At 64.1% G+C, this 22257-nt stretch carries 18 protein-coding genes, 1 pseudogene and 1 riboswitch; of the genes and pseudogenes, 5 read left to right on the forward strand and 14 right to left on the reverse strand.

The annotated features are described in order from the left end of the window. Positions 1-19: 19 nt before the first annotated feature. The 14 genes and pseudogenes from ACVWWD_RS24265 to ACVWWD_RS24330 all read right to left on the reverse strand — a co-directional run bounded on the left by ACVWWD_RS24265 (position 20) and on the right by ACVWWD_RS24330 (position 14203). On the reverse strand, positions 20-1525 hold the full coding sequence (locus ACVWWD_RS24265; protein WP_023769786.1) for an NADH-quinone oxidoreductase subunit M: 1506 nt from the start codon (positions 1523-1525) through the stop codon (positions 20-22). After that, the gene (nuoL, locus tag ACVWWD_RS24270) at positions 1525-3498 is read right to left on the reverse strand and encodes an NADH-quinone oxidoreductase subunit L (protein WP_352551678.1); all 1974 of its coding nucleotides are present in this window, start codon (positions 3496-3498) and stop codon (positions 1525-1527) included. The genes ACVWWD_RS24265 and nuoL overlap by 1 nt, the downstream gene beginning before the upstream one ends. Positions 3499-3508: 10 nt before the next feature. Beyond that, positions 3509-3817: an NADH-quinone oxidoreductase subunit NuoK gene (nuoK, locus tag ACVWWD_RS24275; RefSeq protein ID WP_013894819.1), complete on the reverse strand. Its 309-nt coding sequence runs from the start codon at positions 3815-3817 to the stop codon at positions 3509-3511. Position 3818: 1 nt separating this feature from the next. Then, a complete protein-coding gene (locus ACVWWD_RS24280; protein ID WP_023769784.1) occupies positions 3819-4439 on the reverse strand; it encodes an NADH-quinone oxidoreductase subunit J in 621 nt (206 codons plus the stop codon). A 238-nt stretch (positions 4440-4677) separates the two neighbouring features. Next, on the reverse strand, positions 4678-5169 hold the full coding sequence (gene nuoI, locus ACVWWD_RS24285; RefSeq protein ID WP_015317346.1) for an NADH-quinone oxidoreductase subunit NuoI: 492 nt from the start codon (positions 5167-5169) through the stop codon (positions 4678-4680). Beyond that, positions 5169-6212, reverse strand: coding sequence for an NADH-quinone oxidoreductase subunit NuoH (gene nuoH / locus ACVWWD_RS24290; RefSeq protein WP_015317345.1), 1044 nt, complete (start codon positions 6210-6212; stop codon positions 5169-5171). The genes nuoI and nuoH overlap by 1 nt, the downstream gene beginning before the upstream one ends. Positions 6213-6214: 2 nt before the next feature. Then, complete coding sequence (gene nuoG, locus ACVWWD_RS24295) at positions 6215-8296, reverse strand: NADH-quinone oxidoreductase subunit NuoG (RefSeq protein WP_023769783.1); 2082 nt, start codon at positions 8294-8296, stop codon at positions 6215-6217. Positions 8297-8369: 73 nt separating this feature from the next. Beyond that, a complete protein-coding gene (locus ACVWWD_RS24300; protein ID WP_023769782.1) occupies positions 8370-9065 on the reverse strand; it encodes an NADH-ubiquinone dehydrogenase subunit in 696 nt (231 codons plus the stop codon). 65 nt (positions 9066-9130) lie between these two features. After that, positions 9131-10435 (reverse strand): NADH-quinone oxidoreductase subunit NuoF, encoded by a 1305-nt coding sequence (nuoF, locus tag ACVWWD_RS24305; RefSeq protein ID WP_015317342.1) that lies wholly within the window; start codon positions 10433-10435, stop codon positions 9131-9133. A 22-nt stretch (positions 10436-10457) separates the two neighbouring features. Next, positions 10458-11468, reverse strand: a pseudogene (gene nuoE, locus ACVWWD_RS24310) (NADH-quinone oxidoreductase subunit NuoE); the annotation flags it as partial. Further along, positions 11469-12659 carry an NADH-quinone oxidoreductase subunit D gene (locus ACVWWD_RS24315; protein ID WP_023769780.1) on the reverse strand — a complete coding sequence of 397 codons (1191 nt, stop codon included), beginning with the start codon at positions 12657-12659 and terminating at the stop codon, positions 11469-11471. Beyond that, a complete protein-coding gene (locus ACVWWD_RS24320) occupies positions 12659-13261 on the reverse strand; it encodes an NADH-quinone oxidoreductase subunit C (RefSeq protein ID WP_015317339.1) in 603 nt (200 codons plus the stop codon). The genes ACVWWD_RS24315 and ACVWWD_RS24320 overlap by 1 nt, the downstream gene beginning before the upstream one ends. 4 nt (positions 13262-13265) lie before the next feature. Beyond that, complete coding sequence (locus ACVWWD_RS24325; protein WP_015317338.1) at positions 13266-13847, reverse strand: NuoB/complex I 20 kDa subunit family protein; 582 nt, start codon at positions 13845-13847, stop codon at positions 13266-13268. Further along, positions 13838-14203, reverse strand: a complete 366-nt coding sequence (locus tag ACVWWD_RS24330) for an NADH-quinone oxidoreductase subunit A (protein ID WP_010910112.1) — start codon at positions 14201-14203, stop codon at positions 13838-13840. The genes ACVWWD_RS24325 and ACVWWD_RS24330 overlap by 10 nt, the downstream gene beginning before the upstream one ends. 334 nt (positions 14204-14537) lie before the next feature. On the opposite strand from ACVWWD_RS24330, the gene ACVWWD_RS24335 reads away from it, so the two are divergent. The 5 genes from ACVWWD_RS24335 to cobG all read left to right on the forward strand — a co-directional run bounded on the left by ACVWWD_RS24335 (position 14538) and on the right by cobG (position 22257). Further along, positions 14538-15737 (forward strand): winged helix-turn-helix domain-containing protein, encoded by a 1200-nt coding sequence (locus ACVWWD_RS24335; protein ID WP_352553362.1) that lies wholly within the window; start codon positions 14538-14540, stop codon positions 15735-15737. 29 nt (positions 15738-15766) lie between these two features. Beyond that, positions 15767-15972, forward strand: a riboswitch (cobalamin riboswitch). A 38-nt stretch (positions 15973-16010) separates the two neighbouring features. After that, the gene (locus ACVWWD_RS24340; protein WP_352553364.1) at positions 16011-16439 is read left to right on the forward strand and encodes a DUF1636 family protein; all 429 of its coding nucleotides are present in this window, start codon (positions 16011-16013) and stop codon (positions 16437-16439) included. Positions 16440-16441: 2 nt separating this feature from the next. Next, positions 16442-17479 carry a cobalamin biosynthesis protein CobW gene (gene cobW / locus ACVWWD_RS24345; RefSeq protein WP_352553366.1) on the forward strand — a complete coding sequence of 346 codons (1038 nt, stop codon included), beginning with the start codon at positions 16442-16444 and terminating at the stop codon, positions 17477-17479. An 18-nt stretch (positions 17480-17497) separates the two neighbouring features. Beyond that, positions 17498-20863, forward strand: coding sequence for a cobaltochelatase subunit CobN (gene cobN / locus ACVWWD_RS24350; RefSeq protein ID WP_457103457.1), 3366 nt, complete (start codon positions 17498-17500; stop codon positions 20861-20863). Next, positions 20860-22257: a precorrin-3B synthase gene (gene cobG / locus ACVWWD_RS24355; RefSeq protein ID WP_352553370.1), complete on the forward strand. Its 1398-nt coding sequence runs from the start codon at positions 20860-20862 to the stop codon at positions 22255-22257. Before cobN ends, cobG begins: the two co-directional genes overlap by 4 nt.

A 22257-nucleotide genomic window follows, 5' to 3' on the forward strand; every position in this document is an offset into this window, starting at 1 on the left:
GGTTCGCAAAACCCCTGGGTCAGTTGGCCGCCGCGGTCTGCGCGGCGCCGATGGATGCAGTGACATTGGTGACCAGCGACTTGACCGACTGGGCCGTCGCGTCGAAGACGGGGGCGGGATAGACGCCGAAGAAGATGACCAGCACGACCAGCGGATAGATGATCGCCTTCTCGCGGGTCGACAGGTCGAGCAGCCCCTTCAGGCTGTCCTTGGTCAGCGCGCCGAAGATCACCCTTCGGTAGAGCCAAAGCGCGTAAGCCGCCGACAGGATGACGCCGGTCGCGGCGAAGAACGCCACCCAGGTGTTGACCCGGAACACGCCAAGCATGGTCAGGAACTCGCCGACGAAACCTGACGTGCCCGGCAGGCCGACATTGGCCATGGTGAAGATCAGGAACACGGTGGCGTATTTCGGCATGTTGTTGACGAGCCCGCCATAGGCGGCGATCTCACGCGTATGCATGCGGTCATAGATGACGCCGACGCACAGAAACAGCGCGCCTGACACCAGGCCGTGGCTGAGCATCTGGAAGATGGCGCCCTGCACGCCTTCCTGGTTCATGGCAAAGATACCCATGGTGACGAAGCCCATGTGGGCGACCGACGAGTAGGCGATCAGCTTCTTCATATCCTCCTGCATCAGCGCCACCAGCGAGGTGTAGATGATGGCGACGACCGACAGCGTGAACACCAGCGGCGCGAACATTTCCGACGCGAGCGGGAACATCGGCAAGGAGAAGCGCAGGAAGCCGTATCCGCCCATTTTCAGCAGGATGCCGGCCAGGATGACGGAGCCCGCCGTCGGCGCCTCGACGTGCGCGTCGGGCAGCCAGGTGTGCACCGGCCACATCGGCATCTTCACCGCGAAGGAGGCGAAGAAGGCAAGCCACAGCCAGGTCTGCATGTTGGCCGGGAAGCTGTGCGTGAGAAGCGTCGGGATGTCGGTGGTGCCGGACTGGAAGAACATCGCCATGATGGCGAGCAGCATCAGCACCGAGCCGGCCAGCGTATAGAGGAAGAACTTGAACGAGGCGTAGACGCGCCGCTTGCCGCCCCACACGCCGATGATGATGAACATCGGGATCAGGCCGGCTTCGAAGAAGACATAGAACAGCACGATGTCCAGCGCGCAGAACACGCCGATCATCAGCGTTTCCAGAAGCAGGAAGGCGATCATGTAGGCCTTGACGCGCTTCTCGATCGCTTCCCACGACGCCAGGATGCAAAGCGGCATCAGGAAGGTCGTCAGGATGACGAACAGCATGGAAATGCCGTCGACGCCCATATGGTAGGAAATGCCGGAATCGAGCCAGGCGACTTTTTCGACGAACTGGAATCCGGCCTGCGAATTGTCGAAGCCGGTCCAGATGAACAGCGACACCAGGAAGGTGAATGCCGTGGTTATGAACGCAATGGCGCGAATGTTGCGGCGCGCGTTTTCGCTGTCATCGTTGATGAACAGGATCAGCAGCACACCAACCAGAGGCAGGAAGGTGACCAGCGAGAGGATTGGCCAGGCGGTCATCAGAGCATCATCCAGGTGACGAGTGCGGCAACGCCGATCAGCATGGCGAAGGCGTAGTGGTAGAGATAGCCGGTCTGCAGCTTGACGACGCGGTTGGTGACGTCGACGACGCGCGCCGAAATGCCGTCAGGCCCGAGTCCATCGATGATGGTCCCATCACCGGTCTTCCACAGGAAGTGACCGAGACGCTTGGCCGGGCGAACGAACAGGAAGTCGTAAAGCTCGTCGAAATACCACTTGTTGAGCAGGAAGGCGTAAAGCCCGCGATGCTGGGCGGCCAGATTGACCGGCATCTCCGGCGAGCGGATGTAGAACTTCCAGGCCAGAGCGAAACCGATCAGCATGGCAATGAAGGGCGAGAGCTCCACCCACAGCGGCAGTTCGTGGATCTCGTGCAGGATATGGTTGTCCGGCAGCGTGAACAGCGACGCCTTCCAGAACTCGTCATAGCCTTCGCCGATAAAGGAATTGTGGAAGATGATGCCGGCAAACAGCGCCCCAGCCGCCAGGATGAACAGCGGCACCAGCATCACCGGCGGCGATTCATGGACGTGGTGCATCACCTCGTGGCTTGCCCGCGGCTTGCCATGGAAGGTCATGAAGATCAGCCGCCACGAATAGAAGGAGGTGAAGCAGGCGGCGATGACCAGCAGGATGAAGGCCAGGCCGGCGACCGAATTATGGCCGGCGAAGGAGGCCTCGATGATGGCGTCCTTGGAGAAGAAGCCGGCGGTGCCGATGACGGTCACCGGAATGCCGACGCCGGTTAGCGCCAGCGTGCCGATCACCATCATCCAGTAGGTGGTCGGGATCAGCTTCCTCAAGCCGCCCATCTTGCGCATGTCCTGCTCGTCGGAGACGGCGTGGATGACCGAGCCGGAGCCGAGGAACAGCAGCGCCTTGAAGAAGGCGTGCGTGAACAAATGGAAGATCGCCGCGCCATAGGCGCCGACGCCGAGCGCCACGAACATGTAGCCGAGCTGCGAGCAGGTCGAATAGGCGATGACGCGCTTGATGTCGTTCTGGACCAGGCCGACGGTCGCCGCGAAGAAGGCGGTGAAGGCGCCGATGAAGGTGACCACCGTCAGCGCCGAGTGCGACAATTCGAATAGCGGCGAAAGCCGCGCCAGCATGAACACGCCGGCCGTCACCATGGTGGCGGCATGGATCAGCGCCGACACCGGGGTCGGGCCTTCCATGGCGTCCGGCAGCCAGGTGTGCAGCGGCACCTGCGCCGACTTGCCCATGGCGCCCATGAACAGCAGCAGGCAGACGACGGTCATTGCCGCCTGCTTGTCGAGCGCATGGCCGAGGAAGGTGAGCACGGCGGCACCCTGCGGCGCGCCTTCGGCCGGGATGAACGTCGCCGCATTGGCGAAGATGGTGCCGAGATTGACCGAGCCGAACAGCACGAAGACGCCGAAAATGCCGAGCGCGAAGCCGAAATCGCCGACTCGGTTGACGACGAAGGCCTTGATTGCCGCGGCATTGGCCGACGGCTTCTTGTACCAGAAGCCGATCAGCAGGTAGGACGCCAGGCCCACCCCTTCCCAGCCGAAGAACATCTGCACGAGGTTGTCGGCCGTCACCAGCATCAGCATGGCGAAGGTGAACAGCGACAGATACGCGAAGAAGCGCGGCCGGTTCGGATCGTGGTGCATGTAGCCGATCGAATAGACGTGAACCAGCGCCGACACCGTGTTGACCACCACCAGCATCACCACTGTCAGCGTGTCGATCCTGAGTGCCCAGGAGACGTCCAGCCCGCCGGACTGGATCCAGTGCAGCACCGGCACCGTGAACACCTCGCCATGGCCGAAGCCGACGGAAAAGAAGGCGACCCATGACAGCACGGCCGCGATCACCAGGAAGCCGGAGGTGATGTATTCGGATGCCTTGGCACCGAGCGCATTGCCGAACAGGCCGACGATCAGGAAGCCGAGCAGCGGAAGGAAGACGATCGCTTGATACATAGTCGCCCCGTCAACCCTTCATCATGTTCACGTCTTCGACCGCGATCGAGCCCCGGTTGCGGAAGAAGACGACGAGAATGGCAAGCCCGATGGCGGCTTCAGCCGCCGCGACCGTCAGCACGAACAGCGCGAACACCTGGCCGACCAGATCGCCGAGCGCCGCCGAAAAGGCGACGAAATTGATGTTGACCGCCAGAAGGATCAGTTCGACCGACATCAGGATGACGATGATGTTGCGGCGGTTGAGAAAGATGCCGAACACGCCGAGCGTGAACAGGATCGCCGATACGGTCAGATAGTGTGCGATGCCGACGACCATCTCAGACTCCTTCGCCCGACTTGACCTTGCGGATTTCCATGCCGGTCGCCGCGGTGCGGCCGACCTGGGCTGCGATCGACTGCCGCTTGACCCCTTCCTTGTGGCGCAGCGTCAAGACGATGGCGCCGATCATGGCGACCAGCAGGATGAGGCCCGAAATCTGGAAGTAGTAGAGGTAGTCGGTATAGAGGATGTCGCCGAGCGCCGCCGTGTTCGAGCGCGCGGCGAGATCCGGGATGGGCTTTGCGACCGTCGAGGCGAGCTTCGGCGCGAAGGTGTAGCCGCCCAGCACCACGATCAGCTCCGCTGCCAGGATCAGCCCGACCAGCGCGCCGATCGGCGCGTATTGCAGGGCGCCGCTCTTCAGTTCGGCAAAATCGACGTCAAGCATCATGACGACGAACAGGAACAGCACCATGACCGCGCCGACATAGACGACGAGCAGGATCATCGCCAGGAACTCGGCGCCGGTCAGCATGAACAGGCCGGCGGCGTTGAAGAAGGTCAGGATCAGGAACAGCACCGAATGCACGGGGTTGCGCGACGAAATGACCATGAACGCCGACGCCACGGCGACAAAGGCGAAGAGGTAGAAGAAAGCCGCCTCTAGTCCACTCAGCATTGGGGATCCCCCGGGTTCCTGTCCAAACAGGACGCTCGTCCTGTTTGATTTTTGCGACCGCCTCCGGTCGGCAAGTTTCGTTGTGTCCTATCGCATGTTCCGATCGGGTTGAAATACCCGATCGAAAGAAACATGCGACACTTTTGTCTGCCGGAGGATGATCTTGTCCGAAAACTCCGCAACTTTTCGGGATCCATCCTCTGGACGAGGGCCCTCGCCCCCGTCCATGCGTCGAATGTCAGCGATAGGGCGAGTCCAGCGAGATGTTGCGCGCCAGTTCGCGCTCCCACCGGTCGCCATTCGCCAGCAGCCTGTCCTTGTCGTAGTAGAGTTCCTCGCGCGTTTCGGTCGCGAACTCGAAATTCGGCCCCTCGACGATGGCGTCGACCGGGCAGGCTTCCTGGCAAAAGCCGCAATAGATGCACTTCACCATGTCGATATCGTAACGCACCGTGCGGCGCGTGCCGTCATTGCGGCGCGGGCCGGCCTCGATGGTGATCGCCTGCGCCGGGCAGATCGCCTCGCACAATTTGCAGGCGATGCAGCGTTCCTCGCCGTTGGGATAGCGGCGCAGCGCATGCTCGCCGCGAAAGCGCGGGCTGATCGGCCCCTTCTCGTGCGGGTAGTTGATCGTCTCCTTCGGCGCGAAGAACTGGCGCATCGAGAGGAAAAAGGCGCTGACGAAATCCTGCAGCAGCAGCGATTTTGCGGCCTGGGACAAAGCGGACATCACGCAAACCCCGTGATCTTGAGGAAGGCCGCGGTGGCGACGACCATGAACAGCGAGATTGGCAGGAACACTTTCCAGCCCAGCCGCATCAGCTGGTCGTAGCGGTAGCGCGGCACGAAGGCCTTCACCATCGAGATGCCGAAGAACACGAAACAGACCTTCAGCACGAACCAGATGACGCCGGGCACCCAGGTGAAGGGCGCGAAGTCGAAGGGAGGCAGCCAGCCGCCGAGGAACAGGATGGTGGCCAGCGCGCACATCAGCACAATCGCGACATACTCGCCGAGGAAGAACAAAAGGAACGGCGTCGACGAATATTCGACCATGTGGCCGGCGACCAGCTCCGATTCGGCTTCGACCAGATCGAAGGGCGGACGGTTGGTCTCCGCCAGCGCCGAGATGAAGAAGATGACGAACATCGGGAATAGCGCCAGCCAGTTCCAGTCGAGGAACGTGTTGGGCAGTCCGAGCCGCGTTCCAAGCCCACCCTGCTGCGACAGCACGATATCGCTGAGGTTGAGCGAGCCGGCGGTGAGCAGCACGGTGACGATGACGAAGCCGATCGAAACTTCGTAGGACACCATCTGCGCCGCCGAACGCAAAGCGCCGAGGAACGGATATTTCGAGTTGGATGCCCAGCCGCCCATGATCACGCCATAGACCTCGAGCGAGGAGATGGCGAAGACATAGAGGATGCCGACATTGACGTTGGCGATCGCCCAACCCTGGCTGACCGGTATGACCGCCCAGGCCGAGATCGCCAGCACGGCGGAGACAAGTGGCGCCAGCAGGAAGACGCCCTTGTTGGCGCCCGACGGGATGACCGGTTCCTTGAAGACGAATTTCAGCAGGTCGGCGAAGGCCTGCAGCGTGCCCCAGGGGCCGACGACGTTCGGGCCACGGCGAAGCTGCACGGCCGCCCAGATCTTGCGGTCGGCATAGAGGATGTAGGCGACGAAGATCAGCAGCACCACGATCAGCACGACTGACTTCAGGAGGATCAGCAGCGCCGGCAGCACGTAGAAGGAGAAGAAGGTATCCATGCTTATTCCGCCGCCTGCTTGAAGCCGCTCTTGGCCAGTGCCGAGCATTCCGCCATCACGGCCGATGCGCGCGCGATCGGGTTGGTTAGGTAGAAATCCTTGACCGGCGAGGTGAAGGTTCCCTTGTTCAACCGCCCGCCGAGCTTCGCCACGCCGGCGATATCCTCGGCATTGCCGGCCGCGACCTGGTCGATACGGGCCAGATGCGGGTATTCGCCATAGAGCTTTGCGCGCAGTTGCGTCAGCGAATCGAACGGCAGTTTCTTGCCCAGTACGTCGGACAGCGCCCGCAGGATGGCCCAATCCTCGCGCGCGTCGCCCGGCGCGAAGCCGGCGCGGTTGGTCTGCTGGACGCGCCCTTCGGTGTTGACGTAGGTGCCGGACTTTTCGGTATAGGCCGCCGCCGGCAGGATGACATTGGCGCGATGCGCGCCGGCGTCGCCGTGCGTGCCGACATAGACGACGAAGGCGCCGCCGGTCTTGCTCATGTCGATCTCGTCGGCGCCGAGCAGGAACAGGACATCCGTCTCGCCCAGCATGCCGGCGACGTTCTTGCCGCCCTCGCCCGGCACGAAGCCGAGGTCCAGGCCGCCGACGCGCGCCGCTGCGGTGTGCAGCACGGCAAAGCCATTCCAGTCGGCGCGTGCGGCATTCACGGCGGCGGCGAGCCTGGCCGCCTGGCCGAGCACAGCCGGGCCATCGGCGCGCGCCAGGGCGCCCTGACCGACGATAACAAGGGGATGCGTCGCCTTCTTCAGTGTCTGGAAGAACTTGCCGTTGCCGTCCGCCAGATCCTTCAGCGAATCCGGCCCGGCACCCAGCTGTTCGTAGTCATAGCGCGTGTCGCCGACATCGCCGATGACGCCGACCGGCAGATTGCCGAGGCGCCAGCGCTTGCGGATGCGGGCGTTGAGCACCGAGGCCTCGAAGCGCGGATTGGCCCCGATGATCAGCACCGCGTCGGCCTGCTCGATGCCTTCTATGGTCGGGTTGAAGATATAGCTGGCGCGTCCGAGCGCCGGATCGAGCGCCGCGCCATCCTGGCGGCAGTCGGTGTTCTTCGAGCCGAGCGAGGCCATCAAGAGCTTCAGCGCATAGATCTCCTCGACCGCGGCGAGATCGCCCGCGATGGCGCCGATCTTGTCGGGGGCCGCCGCCGAAACCGCGCCCTTGATCGCCGCGAACGCTTCGGCCCAGCTCGCCGGAACCAGCCTGCCGTCCTTGCGCACATAGGGGCGGTCGAGGCGCTGCGTGCGCAGGCCGTCCCAGATGAAGCGGGTCTTGTCGGAAATCCATTCCTCGTTCACGGCTTCGTTGACGCGCGGCAGGATGCGCATCACTTCGCGCCCACGGCTATCGACGCGGATCGCCGAACCGACGGCATCCATCACGTCGATGGATTCGGTCTTGGTCAGCTCCCACGGCCGCGCCTGGAAGGCGAAGGGCTTGGAGGTCAGCGCGCCGACCGGGCAGAGATCGATCACATTGCCCTGTAACTCCGAGGTCATTGCCTGTTCGAGATAGGTGGTGATCTCGGCATCCTCGCCGCGGCCGATCAGGCCGAGTTCGGAAATGCCGGCAACTTCGGTGGTGAAGCGGACGCAGCGCGTGCAGTGGATGCAGCGGTTCATCACTGTCTTGACGAGCGGGCCGATATACTTGTCTTCCACCGCGCGCTTGTTCTCGTGGTAGCGCGAGGAATCGACGCCGAAGGCCATCGCCTGGTCCTGCAGGTCGCACTCGCCGCCCTGGTCGCAGATCGGGCAGTCCAGCGGATGGTTGATCAGCAGGAATTCCATCACGCCTTCCCGGGCCTTCTTGACCATCGGCGTGTTGGTGAAGATTTCCGGCGGCTCGCCGTTCGGGCCGGGGCGCAGGTCGCGCACGCCCATGGCGCAGGAGGCCTGCGGCTTGGGCGGCCCGCCCTTCACCTCGATCAGGCACATGCGGCAATTGCCGGCAATCGACAGCCGCTCATGGAAGCAGAAGCGCGGCACTTCCGCGCCCGCGTCCTCGGCCGCCTGCAGCAGCGTGTAGTGGTCGGGTACAGTGATTTCTTTCCCGTCGACCTTGAGCTTTGCCATTCGCCTCAAACCCCTGCGGATTTCCCGCAATCTCATTTTCCGGGCGCGACAGACGCAGCGCCCGACATTTCATTCACTTCTTCGCGGCCAGCACCGCCGCCTGGGCGGTCCAGTCGTCACGGCCGATGCGGCCCTTGAACGACAGATAATCGTCGACCCAGGCGATCTCTTGCGGCGACCATGCGGCGATCTGGGCAAACGTCCAGATACCGAGGCCGTTCAGCACCTTTTCCAGCTTCGGGCCGATGCCCGATATCGCCTTGAGGTCGGAGGGCCTCGTCGGCTTCTCAATGGCCTTGGGCTGCTTGAAATCTTCCGGCAGCAGCACATCCGCCGCCTCGCTTGTTGCCGGAGCGGCATTGGCGGCCGGCGCGATGGTGGCGGCTTCCCTGGCTGCGATATCGGTGACTTCCTGGGCGAAGGACTGCGCCTCGGCAATCATCGTCTTCGCGGTCGCCCGCGCCTTGATGGACGAGGGGTTCGCGTCGTCGAATTGTTCGACGCGTGCCTCGAAATCCTCGATCAGCGGTTGCATGAGACGGTGCGATGCCTCGGCGGCCCCCGAAAGCGCACCCATCCAGACGCCGAACGCATGATTGGCGAGCCCCATGCCAAGCGCCGACATCGCCACCGCACCCACGACAGGGTGCACGAAAAGGTGGACGGCGCTGGCCATCTCCTTCGGCATCATCCTGGTCAGGTCCTGATTCATCTTCTCGATCTGGTCCAAATTGGGCATCAATGGGTAGGGTGTCGAATACGGCGCCATAGAGTTCTCCTGGTCGTTTCTTCGTTCGCCCCGCCCCGTTTCTTCCCGCGTTCAAAAGTTTCTTGTTATTCCGCCGCCACCATGACCGGTTCGGCCCGGTGCGCGTTGCGCGAAAACTCGTCGATCCGCCGCTCCACCTCGCCGCGGAAATGCCGCATCAGGCCCTGGATCGGCCATGCCGCCGCATCGCCCAGCGCGCAGATCGTGTGGCCTTCGACCTGCTTGGTGACGTCGAGCAGCATGTCGATCTCGCGCTTCTGAGCCTCACCGCGCACCAGCCGCTCCATCACCCGCCACATCCAGCCGGTGCCCTCGCGGCACGGCGTGCACTGGCCGCAGCTCTCATGCTTGTAGAAGTAGGAAAGCCGCGCGATCGCCTTCACGACATCGGTTGACTTGTCCATGACGATGACGGCGGCCGTGCCGAGGCCGGACTTGAGATCGCGCAGCGCGTCGAAATCCATCGGCGTGTCGATAATCTGCTCCGCCGGCACCAGCGGCACCGAGGCGCCGCCCGGAATGACGGCGAGCAGATTGTCCCAGCCGCCGCGGATGCCGCCGCAATGGGTTTCGATAAGCTCGCGGAACGGGATCGACATCGCCTCTTCGACGGTGCACGGATTGTTGACGTGGCCGGAAACGCAGAACAGCTTGGTGCCCACATTGTTGGGCCGGCCGAAGGACGAGAACCAGGCAGCCCCCCGGCGCAGGATGGTCGGCGCCACCGCGATCGATTCGACATTGTTGACAGTGGTCGGGCAGCCATAGAGGCCGACATTGGCCGGGAATGGCGGCTTCAGCCGGGGCTGGCCCTTCTTGCCTTCGAGGCTTTCGAGCAGCGCGGTTTCCTCGCCGCAGATATAGGCGCCGGCGCCGTGGTGCATGTAGATTTCAAAATCGTAGCCCGACGTGTTGTTCTTGCCGATCAGCTTGGCTTCGTAGGCCTCCTCGATCGCCCGCTGCAGCGCCTCGCGCTCGCGGATGAACTCGCCGCGCACATAGATGTAGGCGGCAATCGCGCCCATGGCGAAGCCGGCCAGGAACGCGCCCTCGACCAGCGTGTGCGGATCGTTGCGCAGGATGTCGCGGTCCTTGCAGGTGCCGGGCTCGGATTCATCGGCGTTGATGACGAGATAGCTCGGCCGGCCGTCGCTCTGCTTGGGCATGAACGACCATTTCAGCCCGGTCGGGAAGCCGGCGCCGCCACGTCCGCGCAGGCCCGACGCCTTCATCTCGTTGACGATCCACTCGCGCCCCTTGGCGACGATGCCGGGCGTGTTGTCCCAGGCGCCGCGAGCCATTGCGCCGGCCAGCGACTTGTCGAAGAGGCCGTATATATTGGTGAAGATGCGGTCTTTGTCCTGAAGCATTTTTCGTCCCTCAGACCGGCTTCTTGGTCGGCTTGGCGGCAGGCTGCTTGGTCTCCGGCGCCTTGAAGGCGCTGCCCGGTTCGCCCCGGTTCTTCGGCCCATTGCGTTGTTTTGGAGTCGCCTCGACTTCAGGAGCGGCCTTGTTGGCGTTGGCGGCCGAGTGGAGGGGTGCCGCAACGCTGGCCGCGTTCTCGGTGATCGGCGCGACCTTGGCCGGCGACGGCGTCTTCAACGTCGGGTTGGTCTCTGGCGCGGCGGTCTTCGGCCTGCTGGATTTCGACGGAGCAACCGGACCAGACGCAGCTGGGGCGGCTGGGGCAGCCGGTGCCGGCACCGGCGCGGCGATGATGGCGTCGGGCGCTGCCTTCGCGGCCTTGGCTGCTTCCCGAGTTTCGCGGTCGCGGGTCGACTTGAGGATCGCCTTTTCGCTCTTCAGCGTGGTCAGGCCGGAGGCCGGCTCCGAGCCGGTGCGGCCGTTCTGCGGTCCCGGGGTCACCGAGGCGCCCTTGCCGGCGTCGTAGAGATCGATGATTTCGGCCAGACGCTCGGGCGTCAGATCCTCGAACGTGTCCTTGAACACCATGACCATCGGCGCGTTGACGCAGGCGCCGAGGCATTCGACCTCCTCCCACGACAAGGTGCCCTTGTCGTTGGTGTGGAATTGGTCGTGATGGATCTTCGAGCGGCACACGTCCATCAGCGCTTCCGAGCCGCGCAGCATGCAGGGCGTGGTGCCGCAAACCTGGATGTGCGCACGAGTGCCGACGGGGTTCAACTGGTACTGCGTATAGAAGGTCGCGACCTCGAGGCCGCGGATACGCGGCATGCCGAGCATGTCGGAAATGGTCTCGATCGCCGCCTTGGTGACCCAGCCTTCCTGCTCCTGCGCTATCATCAGCAGGGGAATGATCGCCGACTGCTCGCGGCCCTTGGGATACTTCTTGATCCATTGCTTCGCCGCTGCCGCATTCGCCCGGTTGAAGGCGAAGGAGGCTGGCTGGACGCTGGCTTCTGCGAGACGGCGGACTGACATTTAGCGATCGACCTCACCAAACACGATGTCGAGGGAGCCGAGGACGGCTGTAACGTCGGCCAGCATGTGACCGCGGCAGAGGAAATCCATGGCTTGCAGATGCGCGAAACCGGGGGCGCGCAGCTTGCAACGATACGGCTTGTTGGTGCCGTCGGAGACCAGGTAGACGCCGAACTCGCCCTTTGGCGCCTCGACCGCCGCATAGACCTCGCCGGCCGGGACGCGGTAGCCCTCGGTATAGAGCTTGAAGTGATGGATGAGCGCTTCCATCGAACGCTTCATCGCCTGGCGCTTGGGCGGCACCACCTTGCCGTCGAGGTTCGACACCGGCCCGGTGCTTTCCTTGCCGAGCAAGAGATCGATGCACTGGCGCATGATCCGTGCCGACTGGCGCATCTCTTCCATGCGCACGAGGTAACGGTCGAAACAGTCGCCATTCTTGCCGATAGGGATGTCGAAATCCATTTCCGAATAGCATTCATAGGGCTGCGACTTGCGCAGGTCCCACGGCGAGCCCGAACCACGGACCATGACGCCCGAAAAACCCCAGGCCCAGGCGTCGGCCAGCGAGACGATGCCGATGTCGACATTGCGCTGCTTGAAGATGCGGTTGCCGGTGAGCAGCCTGTCGAGATCGTCGAGCGATTTCAAGAAAGGGTCGATCCACTTGCCGATGTCCTCGACCAGCTGCCGCGGCAGGTCCTGGTGGACGCCGCCGGGCCGGAAATAGGCCGCATGCATGCGCGAGCCGGAGGCGCGCTCATAGAACACCATCAGCTTTTCGCGCTCGACGAAGCCCCACAGCGGCGGCGTCAGCGCGCCGACATCCATGGCTTGCGTCGTCACATTGAGGATGTGCGACATGATGCGGCCGATTTCGCAATAGAGCACGCGGATCAGCTGGCCGCGCCTCGGCACCTCGATGCCGAGCAGGCGCTCGGCGGCGAGCGCGAAGGCGTGCTCCTGGTTCATCGGCGCGCAATAGTCGAGCCGGTCGAGATAAGGCACCGCCTGCAGATAGGTCTTATGCTCGATCAGCTTCTCCGTACCGCGATGCAAGAGCCCGATATGCGGATCGACGCGATCGACCACTTCGCCGTCCAACTCCAGAACCAACCTCAAAACACCATGCGCGGCAGGGTGCTGAGGTCCGAAGTTGATGTTAAAGTTGCGGACGGAGGTTTCAGCCATTACTGCTTTGCCTTCTCATCCCCTGGCAGCACGTAATCCGTGCCTTCCCATGGGGACAGAAAATCGAAATTGCGGAATTCCTGCTTCAGTTCCACAGGCTCGTAGATGACGCGCTTGGCTTCGTCGTCGTAACGCACTTCGACGAAACCGGTGAGCGGGAAATCCTTGCGCAGCGGATGGCCTTCGAAACCGTAGTCGGTCAGCAGGCGGCGCAGGTCCGGATGGCCCGAAAACAGCACGCCATAGAGATCGTAGGTTTCGCGCTCGAACCAATCGGCGCCGGGATAGACGCCGGTGATCGAAGGCACCATCGTCTCCTCGTCGGCCTGCACCTTGATGCGAATGCGAACATTCTGCTTCGGCGATAGCAGGTGATAGACGACGTCGAAGCGCTTGGCCCGCGACGGGTAGTCGGCACCGCAGACATCGATGATCGAGATGAACTGGCAGCGCGCATCGTCGCGCAGGAAGGTCATCACCTCGATCAAGTTTTGAGGCTCGACGTGAACGGTGAGCTCGCCATAGGCGAATACCGCATCGCCGAAGCGGCCAGGCAGCTTCTCGCCGAGATAGGTCGACAGTTCGCTTAAGGAGGCGGCCATGGATTTACCGTTCGATCGTGCCGGTGCGGCGGATCTTCTTCTGCAGCAGAAGAATGCCGTAGAGCAGGGCTTCGGCGCTCGGCGGGCAGCCGGGCACGTAGATGTCCACCGGCACGACCCGGTCGCAGCCGCGCACCACCGAATAGGAATAGTGATAGTAGCCGCCGCCATTTGCGCACGAACCCATCGAGATGACGTAGCGCGGCTCCGGCATCTGGTCGTAGACCTTGCGCAGCGCCGGCGCCATCTTGTTGGTCAGCGTGCCGGCGACGATCATGATGTCGGACTGGCGCGGAGACGCGCGCGGCGCGACACCGAACCGCTCCGAATCGTAACGCGGCATCGAGGTGTGGATCATCTCGACCGCGCAGCACGCCAGACCGAAGGTCATGAACATGAGCGAGCCGCTGCGCGCCCAGGTGATCAGCGCCTCGGTCGAGGTGACCAGAAAACCCTTGTCGGCAAGCTCATTGTTGATTTCGAGGAAGAAGGGATCGTCCTCCCCCACCGGCCTGCCGGTGTTGGGATCGATAATACCTTTGGGCTTCGGCGCGACGAGGGTGCCTGAACTGTCGTTCAATCCCATTCCAGCGCTCCTTTTTTCCATTCATAGGCAAAGCCGATGGTCAGCACTGCCAAAAACACCATCATTGACCAGAAACCGAGCATGCCGATCTTCGAGAAGGACACTGCCCAGGGGAAGAGGAAGGCTACTTCCAGGTCAAATATAATGAACAGGATCGACACCAGGTAGAAGCGGATGTCGAATTTCATGCGGGCGTCGTCGAACGAGTTGAAACCGCACTCGTAGGCGGAAAGTTTTTCAGGATCGGGGTTGCGATACGCCACCAGGAACGGGGCCGCCAGTAGCGCCAGGCCGACGACCAGTGCCACGCCGATAAACAGGACGATGGGCAGGTACGAACTGAGAAGTGCGTTCATGCAGCGGCTTTCCGTTGGCGCCAATCCACTTTGACTACAGCACCGAACCTTAATGCGGAAGCGTGACAGATTAACCGCTGAACCGTTTTAAGGGGCCTATGCTGCAACGCGGCGAGGGTTAGCGCAGCACTTCCAGCGAAGCAAGTCAAACCTTGTTCAAAACACCGCGCTGGACGGCATTCCGGGAGAAACTGGTCCCATCCGCTCCTGTTTGATTTCCTTCGCTTTAAACTCCACTTTTCTCTCCTGACACGGTTGCCGCCAAAACCCTGCTAGCATGGATGGGAATCACGCCCAGCAATGTGCCAGACAGGTCCATCAGAGACGCATCCGCATGAAGGAAAAGATCTCGCTTGCCGCCGCCCGGCGCATCGCGCTCGCGGCCCAGGGATTTCTCGATCCCCGCCCGGCCGGCACGCCGGACCGTCGCCATTTCGCCCGCGTTCTGTCCCGCACCGGCCTGTTGCAGATCGATTCCGTCAGTGCCGTGGTGCGCGCTCATTACATGCCGCTCTATTCGCGTCTCGGCCCCTATCCCCTCGCTTTGCTCGACAACGCCGCCGTGACGCGCAAGCGCACCGTCTTCGAATATTGGGCGCATGAAGCCTCGTTCCTGCCGGTCGAGACCTACCCGCTGATGCGCTGGCGCATGCAGCGCGCCGAGCAAGGCGATGAAATGTATCTGGGACTGGCCAAATGGGGCCGCGAGCACGCCGCCTATATAGAAGAGATCCACCGCGAGGTCGTCGCGCGCGGGCCGATCGCCGCTTCGGCGCTCGAAGGCCAGAAAGGCTCCGGCGGCTGGTGGGGTTGGAGCCACGCCAAGCACGCCTTCGAGTGGCTGTTCTGGGCCGGGCGCATTACCACCGCGCACCGACGCGGCTTCGAGCGCTTCTACGACCTCCCGGAGCGCGTGCTGCCGCAGCCGATCCTCGATCTGCCGGTACCGACGCCTGAGGACGCGCATCGCGAATTGCTGCGCATTTCCGCCCGTGCCCATGGCGTGGCGACTTCAGGCGACCTGCGCGACTATTTTCGACTCTCGCCGGCCGACATGAAAGGCCGGCTGGAGGAACTGGTCGAACTCGGCGACTTGCTGCCGGTCCGTGTCGAGGGCTGGGACAAGCCGGCTTACCTTCACAAGGACGCCCGTATGCCGCGCAAGATCGAGGCCCGCGCCCTGCTGGCGCCGTTCGATCCGGTCGTCTTCGAGCGCTCGCGCTCAGAGCGGCTGTTCGACTTCCATTACCGCATCGAAATCTACACGCCGGCCGACAAGCGGCAATATGGCTACTATGTCCTGCCTTTCCTGCTCGGCGACAGGATTGTGGCGCGCATCGACCTCAAGGCCGACCGGCCGGCCAGTGTCCTGCGCGTCCATGCCGCCTACGCCGAGCCCGACGCACCGCCCGAAACCGCCGCCCAGCTCTTCGAGGAATTGAGGCAGATGCAGGGCTGGCTTGGCCTTGAGCGCATGGAAATAACCCCTGTCGGCGATCTCGGCCCGGCGCTGTCCGACATCGCGGTGTCGTAAGCTCGCGTTGACACCGCTGCCTGCAAGAGCCTAAATCCCATTCAGACGGTCTCCTCTCGGCAAAGGGAGGAGCCAAGAGGGAATGCGGTGCGGGATTGAAAATCCCAAATCCGCGGCTGTCCCCGCAACTGTGAGCGAAGAGCCAAGGCCGAAAGCCACTGGGATTGTCCCGGGAAGGCGGCTACCAAGGCGATGACCCGCGAGCCAGGAGACCTGCCGTCTGGAATGCAATAATCCGATCGCCTGGCGGGTTTTCCGGGCAAGGAGCCTGATTTGGATCGCGACAGCAGCTTTTCGGCTGAAACAACCGACATTTCGTCCGGCGGGGATGATTCCCTGGCCGGCATCACGGTCATTGTCTGCGCTTCCTGTCGCGACGAGACCGGCTCCGACGCCCATCCCCGGGCCGGCGAACTTTTGGCTGAAGATACGCGCCAAGCCGCCTTGGCCGAGAAGATTCGCGTCCGCACGGTCGAATGCCTCGGCAATTGCAAGCGCCGGCTTAGCGCCGCGATCCTGCGCGACGGCTGCTGGAGCTATGTGTTCGGCGATCTGACCACGACCAGCGGCGCCGATCTAGTAACCGGCGCGAAACTCTTCGCCACCTCGAGCGACGGCCTCATTCCCTGGCGGGGCAGGCCCGATAGCCTCAAGCGCGGCCTCGTTGCCCGCATTCCACCCCTCGACATGCTGAAAGACTGATCATGACAACATCTCTGTCTCGCGTTCCCTGCACCGTCGTCACCGGCTTCCTCGGCGCCGGCAAGACGACGCTGGTCCGCCATCTCCTGGAAAACGCGGGCGGCAAGCGGATTGCCATCATCGTCAACGAGTTCGGCGACATCGGCATCGACGGCGAGATCCTCAAGGGCTGCGGCATCGACACCTGCCCAGAGGAAAACATCGTCGAACTGGCCAATGGCTGCATCTGCTGCACCGTGGCCGACGATTTCGTGCCGGCCCTCGACAAGATCCTGTCGCTGACGCCGAAGGTCGACCATATCCTGATCGAAACCTCGGGCCTCGCTCTGCCCAAGCCTCTGGTCCAAGCCTTCCAGTGGCCGACGGTGAAGAGCCGCGTGACCGTCGATGGCGTCATCGCCGTGGTCGACGGCCCCGCACTGGCGGAAGGCCGCGTCGCCAACGACATGGACGCCCTGCAGGCGCAGCGCGCGCAGGACGAGAGCCTCGACCATGACGATCCGGTCGAGGAAGTGTTCGAGGATCAGATCGCCTGCGCCGACCTGATCATCCTGTCGAAGAGCGACCTGATGGACGCCGCCGGCTCGGCTCGCGCCAAGGCCATCGTCAACGAACACTCCGTCCGCGCCGTGAAGATCGTGCCGACGTCCCATGGCAAGGTCGATCCCTCGGTGCTGCTCGGGCTCGGTCTCGCCGTCGAGGACGACATCGAGAACCGCAAGTCCCACCATGACGGCGCATTCGATCACGAGCATGACGACTTCGACACGTTCATCGTCGACATTCCCTCGATCGCCAATCCCGACGAGTTGGCAAAGCGCGTCGCCGCCGCCGCCGAACAGGAAAACGTGCTGCGCGTGAAAGGCTTCGTCGAGGTCGGCGGCAAGCCGATGCGGCTCCTGCTGCAGGCCGTCGGCCCGCGGGTCAATCATTACTACGACCGTGCCTGGACCGCCGGGGACGACCGCCGATCGCGCCTTGTCGTCATCGGCCTCAAGGGGCTGAACCGTCCTGCGATCGAACGTATCCTCGCCGGCTGATTTCCAGGCCGCGCCGGGATGCACATCCTCACCACGACCTCCGCCTCGCTCGACGACCTCGCCGAGCCTGTCGATCTCAGGCAGGCGCCGGCGGACATCGTGGCCCTATCCTTCACCGACAGCGATCTCGCCGGACTGGCTGCGGCGTGGAAGGCGGATGCCGGTCGCCTGCCCTCGATGCGGCTGGCCGCACTGCGCGACCTGCGCCATCCCATGTCCGTCGACCTCTGGATCGACAGCGTCGCCCGCCACGCCAAAATCATCCTGGTGCGCATCCTCGGCGGCTACGAGTGGTGGCGCTATGGCTGCGACCAACTGGCGGTGATTGCCCGCGAACGCGGCATCAAACTGGCGCTGCTTCCCGGCGAAAGCCACGACGAGGATCTCAGGCTGGTCGAAGCCTCGACGCTGCCGCGTGCCGAACTGGACGGCCTGCTCGGCTATTTCCGCGAGGGCGGCCCGGCCAATATGAGCGCGCTGGTGCACAAGCTGGCAGGCCTGGCCGGACAGGATACGCCCGTCGCCAACCCGGTCAGCGTGCCGAAGGCCGGGTACTATCAGGCTGGATTGGGGGTCGCGGAGGAGCCGGCCGGTTCCAACAGCGACACTCCCATTATCCCGATTCTCTTCTACCGATCGATGCTGCTTGCCGCCGATGTCGCCCCGATCGACGCGCTGGCCGAGGCTTTGCGCTCCAGGGGATTGGCACCGGTCCCGATCTTCGTTTCCAGTCTGAAGGATCCGGCGTCGCTGGCTTTCGTCGAAAATGCCATCGCATCGCTGAAACCCGCCGCGATCGTCACCGCGACCGCTTTCGCATCCGGCGCGGAACCCGGCGTCGAAACCCTGTTCGACCGCGCCGGCGTGCCCGTCTTCCAGGTCATCGTCGCCACCACGCGCCGCGACGTCTGGGAAAACAACCAGCGCGGCCTGGCGCCAGCCGACCTTGCCATGCATGTCGTGCTGCCCGAACTCGACGGCCGCATCCTCGCCGGCGCCATTTCCTTCAAGGCCGAGAGCGATATCGATCCGGCGCTTGGCCATCGCGCGTTGGCGAACCGGCCGGAACTGGACCGGGTGGAGCAAGTGGCCGGTCGAGTCTCGGCTTTCATCCGGCTGCGGGAGACGAAGCGGGACGAGCGCAAGCTCGCGATCCTCATCCCCGACTATCCCAGTGCACCTGGCCGCACAGGCTATGCGGTCGGGCTGGATGTGCCATCCAGCGTCCTGGCCATGCTGCACGACTTGAGCGAACAGGGCTATGCCGTTGAGGGGATTCCGCAAACGCCGCGTGAATTGTTGCAGATGCTGGAGCGGGGCAGTGATGGGCTGGGGTTGAATGACTATCTCGACTTCTCGAAAGAGTTGCCGACATCGGCGATTGCCGCGGTAAAGGCTGCGTGGGGCAGAGCGGAAAATGAGACCTCGCACACAACTTCGCTATCAGGCAAACACCACTTCCCCTTCCGCGCCGCGCATTTCGGCAATGTCACCGTGGCACTCGCCCCCGACCGGGGCCGCTCGGCCGATCGTCGCGCCGACTACCACGATCCGACCCTCCCCCCGCGCCATGCCTTGATCGCCTTTGGCCTGTGGCTGCGCAAATCGATCGGCACCCACGCTCTCATCCATGTCGGCGCCCACGGCACGCTGGAATGGCTGCCCGGCAAGACCGTCGCGCTGTCGCAAACCTGCTTTCCCGAGATCGTCACCGGCGCATTACCAGTCATTTATCCTTTCATCGTTTCCAACCCCGGCGAAGCCGCGCAGGCCAAACGGCGCATTGCCGCCGTCACCCTTGGCCATTTGCCGCCGCCGCTGGCAGGCGCCGGGCTGGACGAGGACCAGCACGAGCTCGAACGGCTGGTCGACGAATATGCCCAGGCCGACGGGCTCGACCGGCGTCGCCGCGACCGGCTCGCCAGGCTGATTGTCGAAACCGCGCAAAAGACCGGCCTTGCCTCCGAAGCCGGCGTCGCCAAGACCGACGCGCCCGACGAAGCGCTGCGCCGCATCGACGCCTGGCTCTGCGACCTCAAGGATTTCGCCATCAAGGACGGGCTGCACATCTACGGCCGCGTCCCAAACGACGAACCAGACTCCATGCGCCGGCAAAGCGCGGGCACCGAGAAGGCCTCCCTGCTCGCCGCGCTCGATGGGCGTCACGTCAAGGCGGGTCCGGCCGGCGCACCCGCGCGCGGCCGCGGTGACGTGCTTCCAACCGGCCGCAACCTGTTCACCTCGGATCCGCGAACCATGCCGACGCCGATCGCATATGATCTTGGCAAAGCGGCGGCCGAAGAAGTGGTGCGCGGCTACATGCAGTCGCATGGCGACTGGCCGCGTTCGCTGGTGATCGATCTCTGGGGCTCGGCATCGCTGCGCACCGGCGGCGAGGAGATCGCGCAGGGCCTGGCCTTGATCGGCTGCCGACCGCAATGGGACACTGCCACCGGCCGCATCACCGGCATCGAGGTGCTGCCCCCGGCTGCGCTCGGCCGCCCGCGTGTCGACGTCACCTGGCGCATATCAGGTCTGTTCCGCGACATGTTCCCGACCCAGATCGCGCTGATCGACGCCGCCGCCAGGGCCGTTGCCGCGCGCGACGAGGACGATTCGGAAAACCCGCTCGCCGCCAAAACCCGCGCCGACGGCAAGGTCAGCCCACGGATCTTCGGCACTTCGCCCGGCACGTACGGCGCCGGCGTCGAGGACATGCTGTCGAGCGGCTACTGGACGGCGCGGGAAGAGATCGGCCGCGCCTATCTCGACGCGACCTCGCATGCCTATGGCGGTGCCGGCGGCGAAGGCGTCTCGGCACCGGGAGCGTTTGAAGGCCGCATCGCCGAGGCCGATCTTCTCGTCCACACCGGCGATGACCCCGGCCGCGACATTCTCGAAGGCTCCGCCGACGTCGCCTTCATCGGCGGCTTCTCGGCCGCCTTGGCCGCACTCGGCAGGAACGCCGACGTCATCGTGCTCGACACCACGGATCCGCGGAAGCCGAAACCGCGATCGGTCGGCGAGGCGGTGTCGCGCGTGGTACGCGCCCGTGCCGTCAATTCACGTTTCATATCGGGCCAGATGCGGCACGGCCCGCGCGGCGCCTCCGAATTCGCCGAAACCGTCGACCGGCTGGTCGGCTTCGCCGAGACCACCCATGCCATTTCAGGCGCGCTGATCGAGGCTGTGCACGATGCCTATCTTGGCGACGCGGACGTCCGCGCCTTCATCCTGCGCGAAAATCCCGCAGCCGCCAAAGTCATTGCCGAGCGCTTCCTGTCGGCGCGCCGGCGCGGCCTCTGGCATCCCGTGCGCAATTCCATCGACGACGATCTCGCCGCGCTGATCGCCGAGGCCAACGCGCTCGGGGTCGCGGCATGAACGCCTTCTCGCGCCGTGGCGCCTGCCCTGCCTTGTCGGCGCCGATGCAGACAGGCGACGGCCTGCTGGTGCGGCTCAATCCGATCGCCGGAGGCACATCTTCCGGAGGCACATCTTCCGGAGGCCCGCCTTCCCGAGGGTTGTCGCCGAAGCTGTTGATCGCCCTTGCTGAGTCCGCCTCGCGGCACGGCAACGGCATCATGGAAGTGACGGCGCGCGGCAGCCTGCAGATCCGTGGCTTGACGACGGAAAGTGCCGCGTTGCTGGCAACGGAGGTCGATGCGCTGGGCATCGCGGTGCGCACCGGCGTACCGGTCGAGACCGGCCCGCTGGCGGGTATCGACCCACACGAGATCGCGGATCCCCGGCCAATGGCTGAGCGGATCACGGCGGCGATCGAAGGTGCAGGACTGGCGCCAAGGCTTGGGCCGAAGGTTTCGGTGGTCGTCGACGGCGGCGGGCAACTCACGCTGGATGCGGTGACGGCCGATGTCAGGTTGAAGGCGGTTGGGGTCAGCGCTGGCACTCTTTGGGCCATATCAGTTGCCGGTGACAGCCAAAGTGAGAAGCGACTTGCGACGGCTGACGAAGATGCGGCGCGCGACATTGCTGTCGCGGCGCTTCGGATGGTCGCCGAGAAAGGTCGGGACGCACACACACGGGATTTGTCGGAGCGGCAGTTGGCCGCTCTCGCAGGTTGGCACTCCACGCCGCCCCCCTCTGTCCTGCCGGAGATCGGCGGGACAGAGGAGGGCGCCGTGGAGCATAGTTGCCTGCCGGTTGGCCTCTTCGACTTGAACAACGGCCACGCCTTCGGCATCGGCCTCCCCTATGGCAGCATGCCGGCGGACAAGATCATCGGCCTCGCGCAAAGCTCCCTCGCCCTCGGCACGTCAGAAATCCGCCTCGCCCCCGGCCGCGCCTTGCTTTTCCTCGGTCAGCCGGCGAATGCGAATCAATCCCTTCACCACACCGCCGCCACCCTCGGCTTCGTCACCTCTCCCACCGACCCGCGCACGCGCATCGCGGCTTGCCCCGGCGCCCCGGCCTGCGCTTCCGGCCGGATCGCGACGCGCGACATCGCCGAGGCGATCGCCACCGAAAACGCCGACATCCTTGACTTCACGCTGCACGTCTCCGGCTGCGCCAAGGGCTGCGCCAATCCCGGCCCGGCAGCGCTCACAATAGTCGGCGGCGAAAATGGAGCCGGACTTGTCGTGAACGCGACGGCAAAGGCTCTTCCTGCCGGCTACAGGCCGGGCTATGACGCCGCGCGCGGCTTCAGCCGCGTCGCGGCGATGATCCGCGGTGCACGATATCAGGGCGAAACCGCCGCCGCTTGCCTGACAAGGGTTGGGACGGCTGGTCTTGCCCAGACGTATTTACAGGAATGA

The sequence above is a fragment of the Mesorhizobium sp. URHB0026 genome (assembly GCF_054059755.1).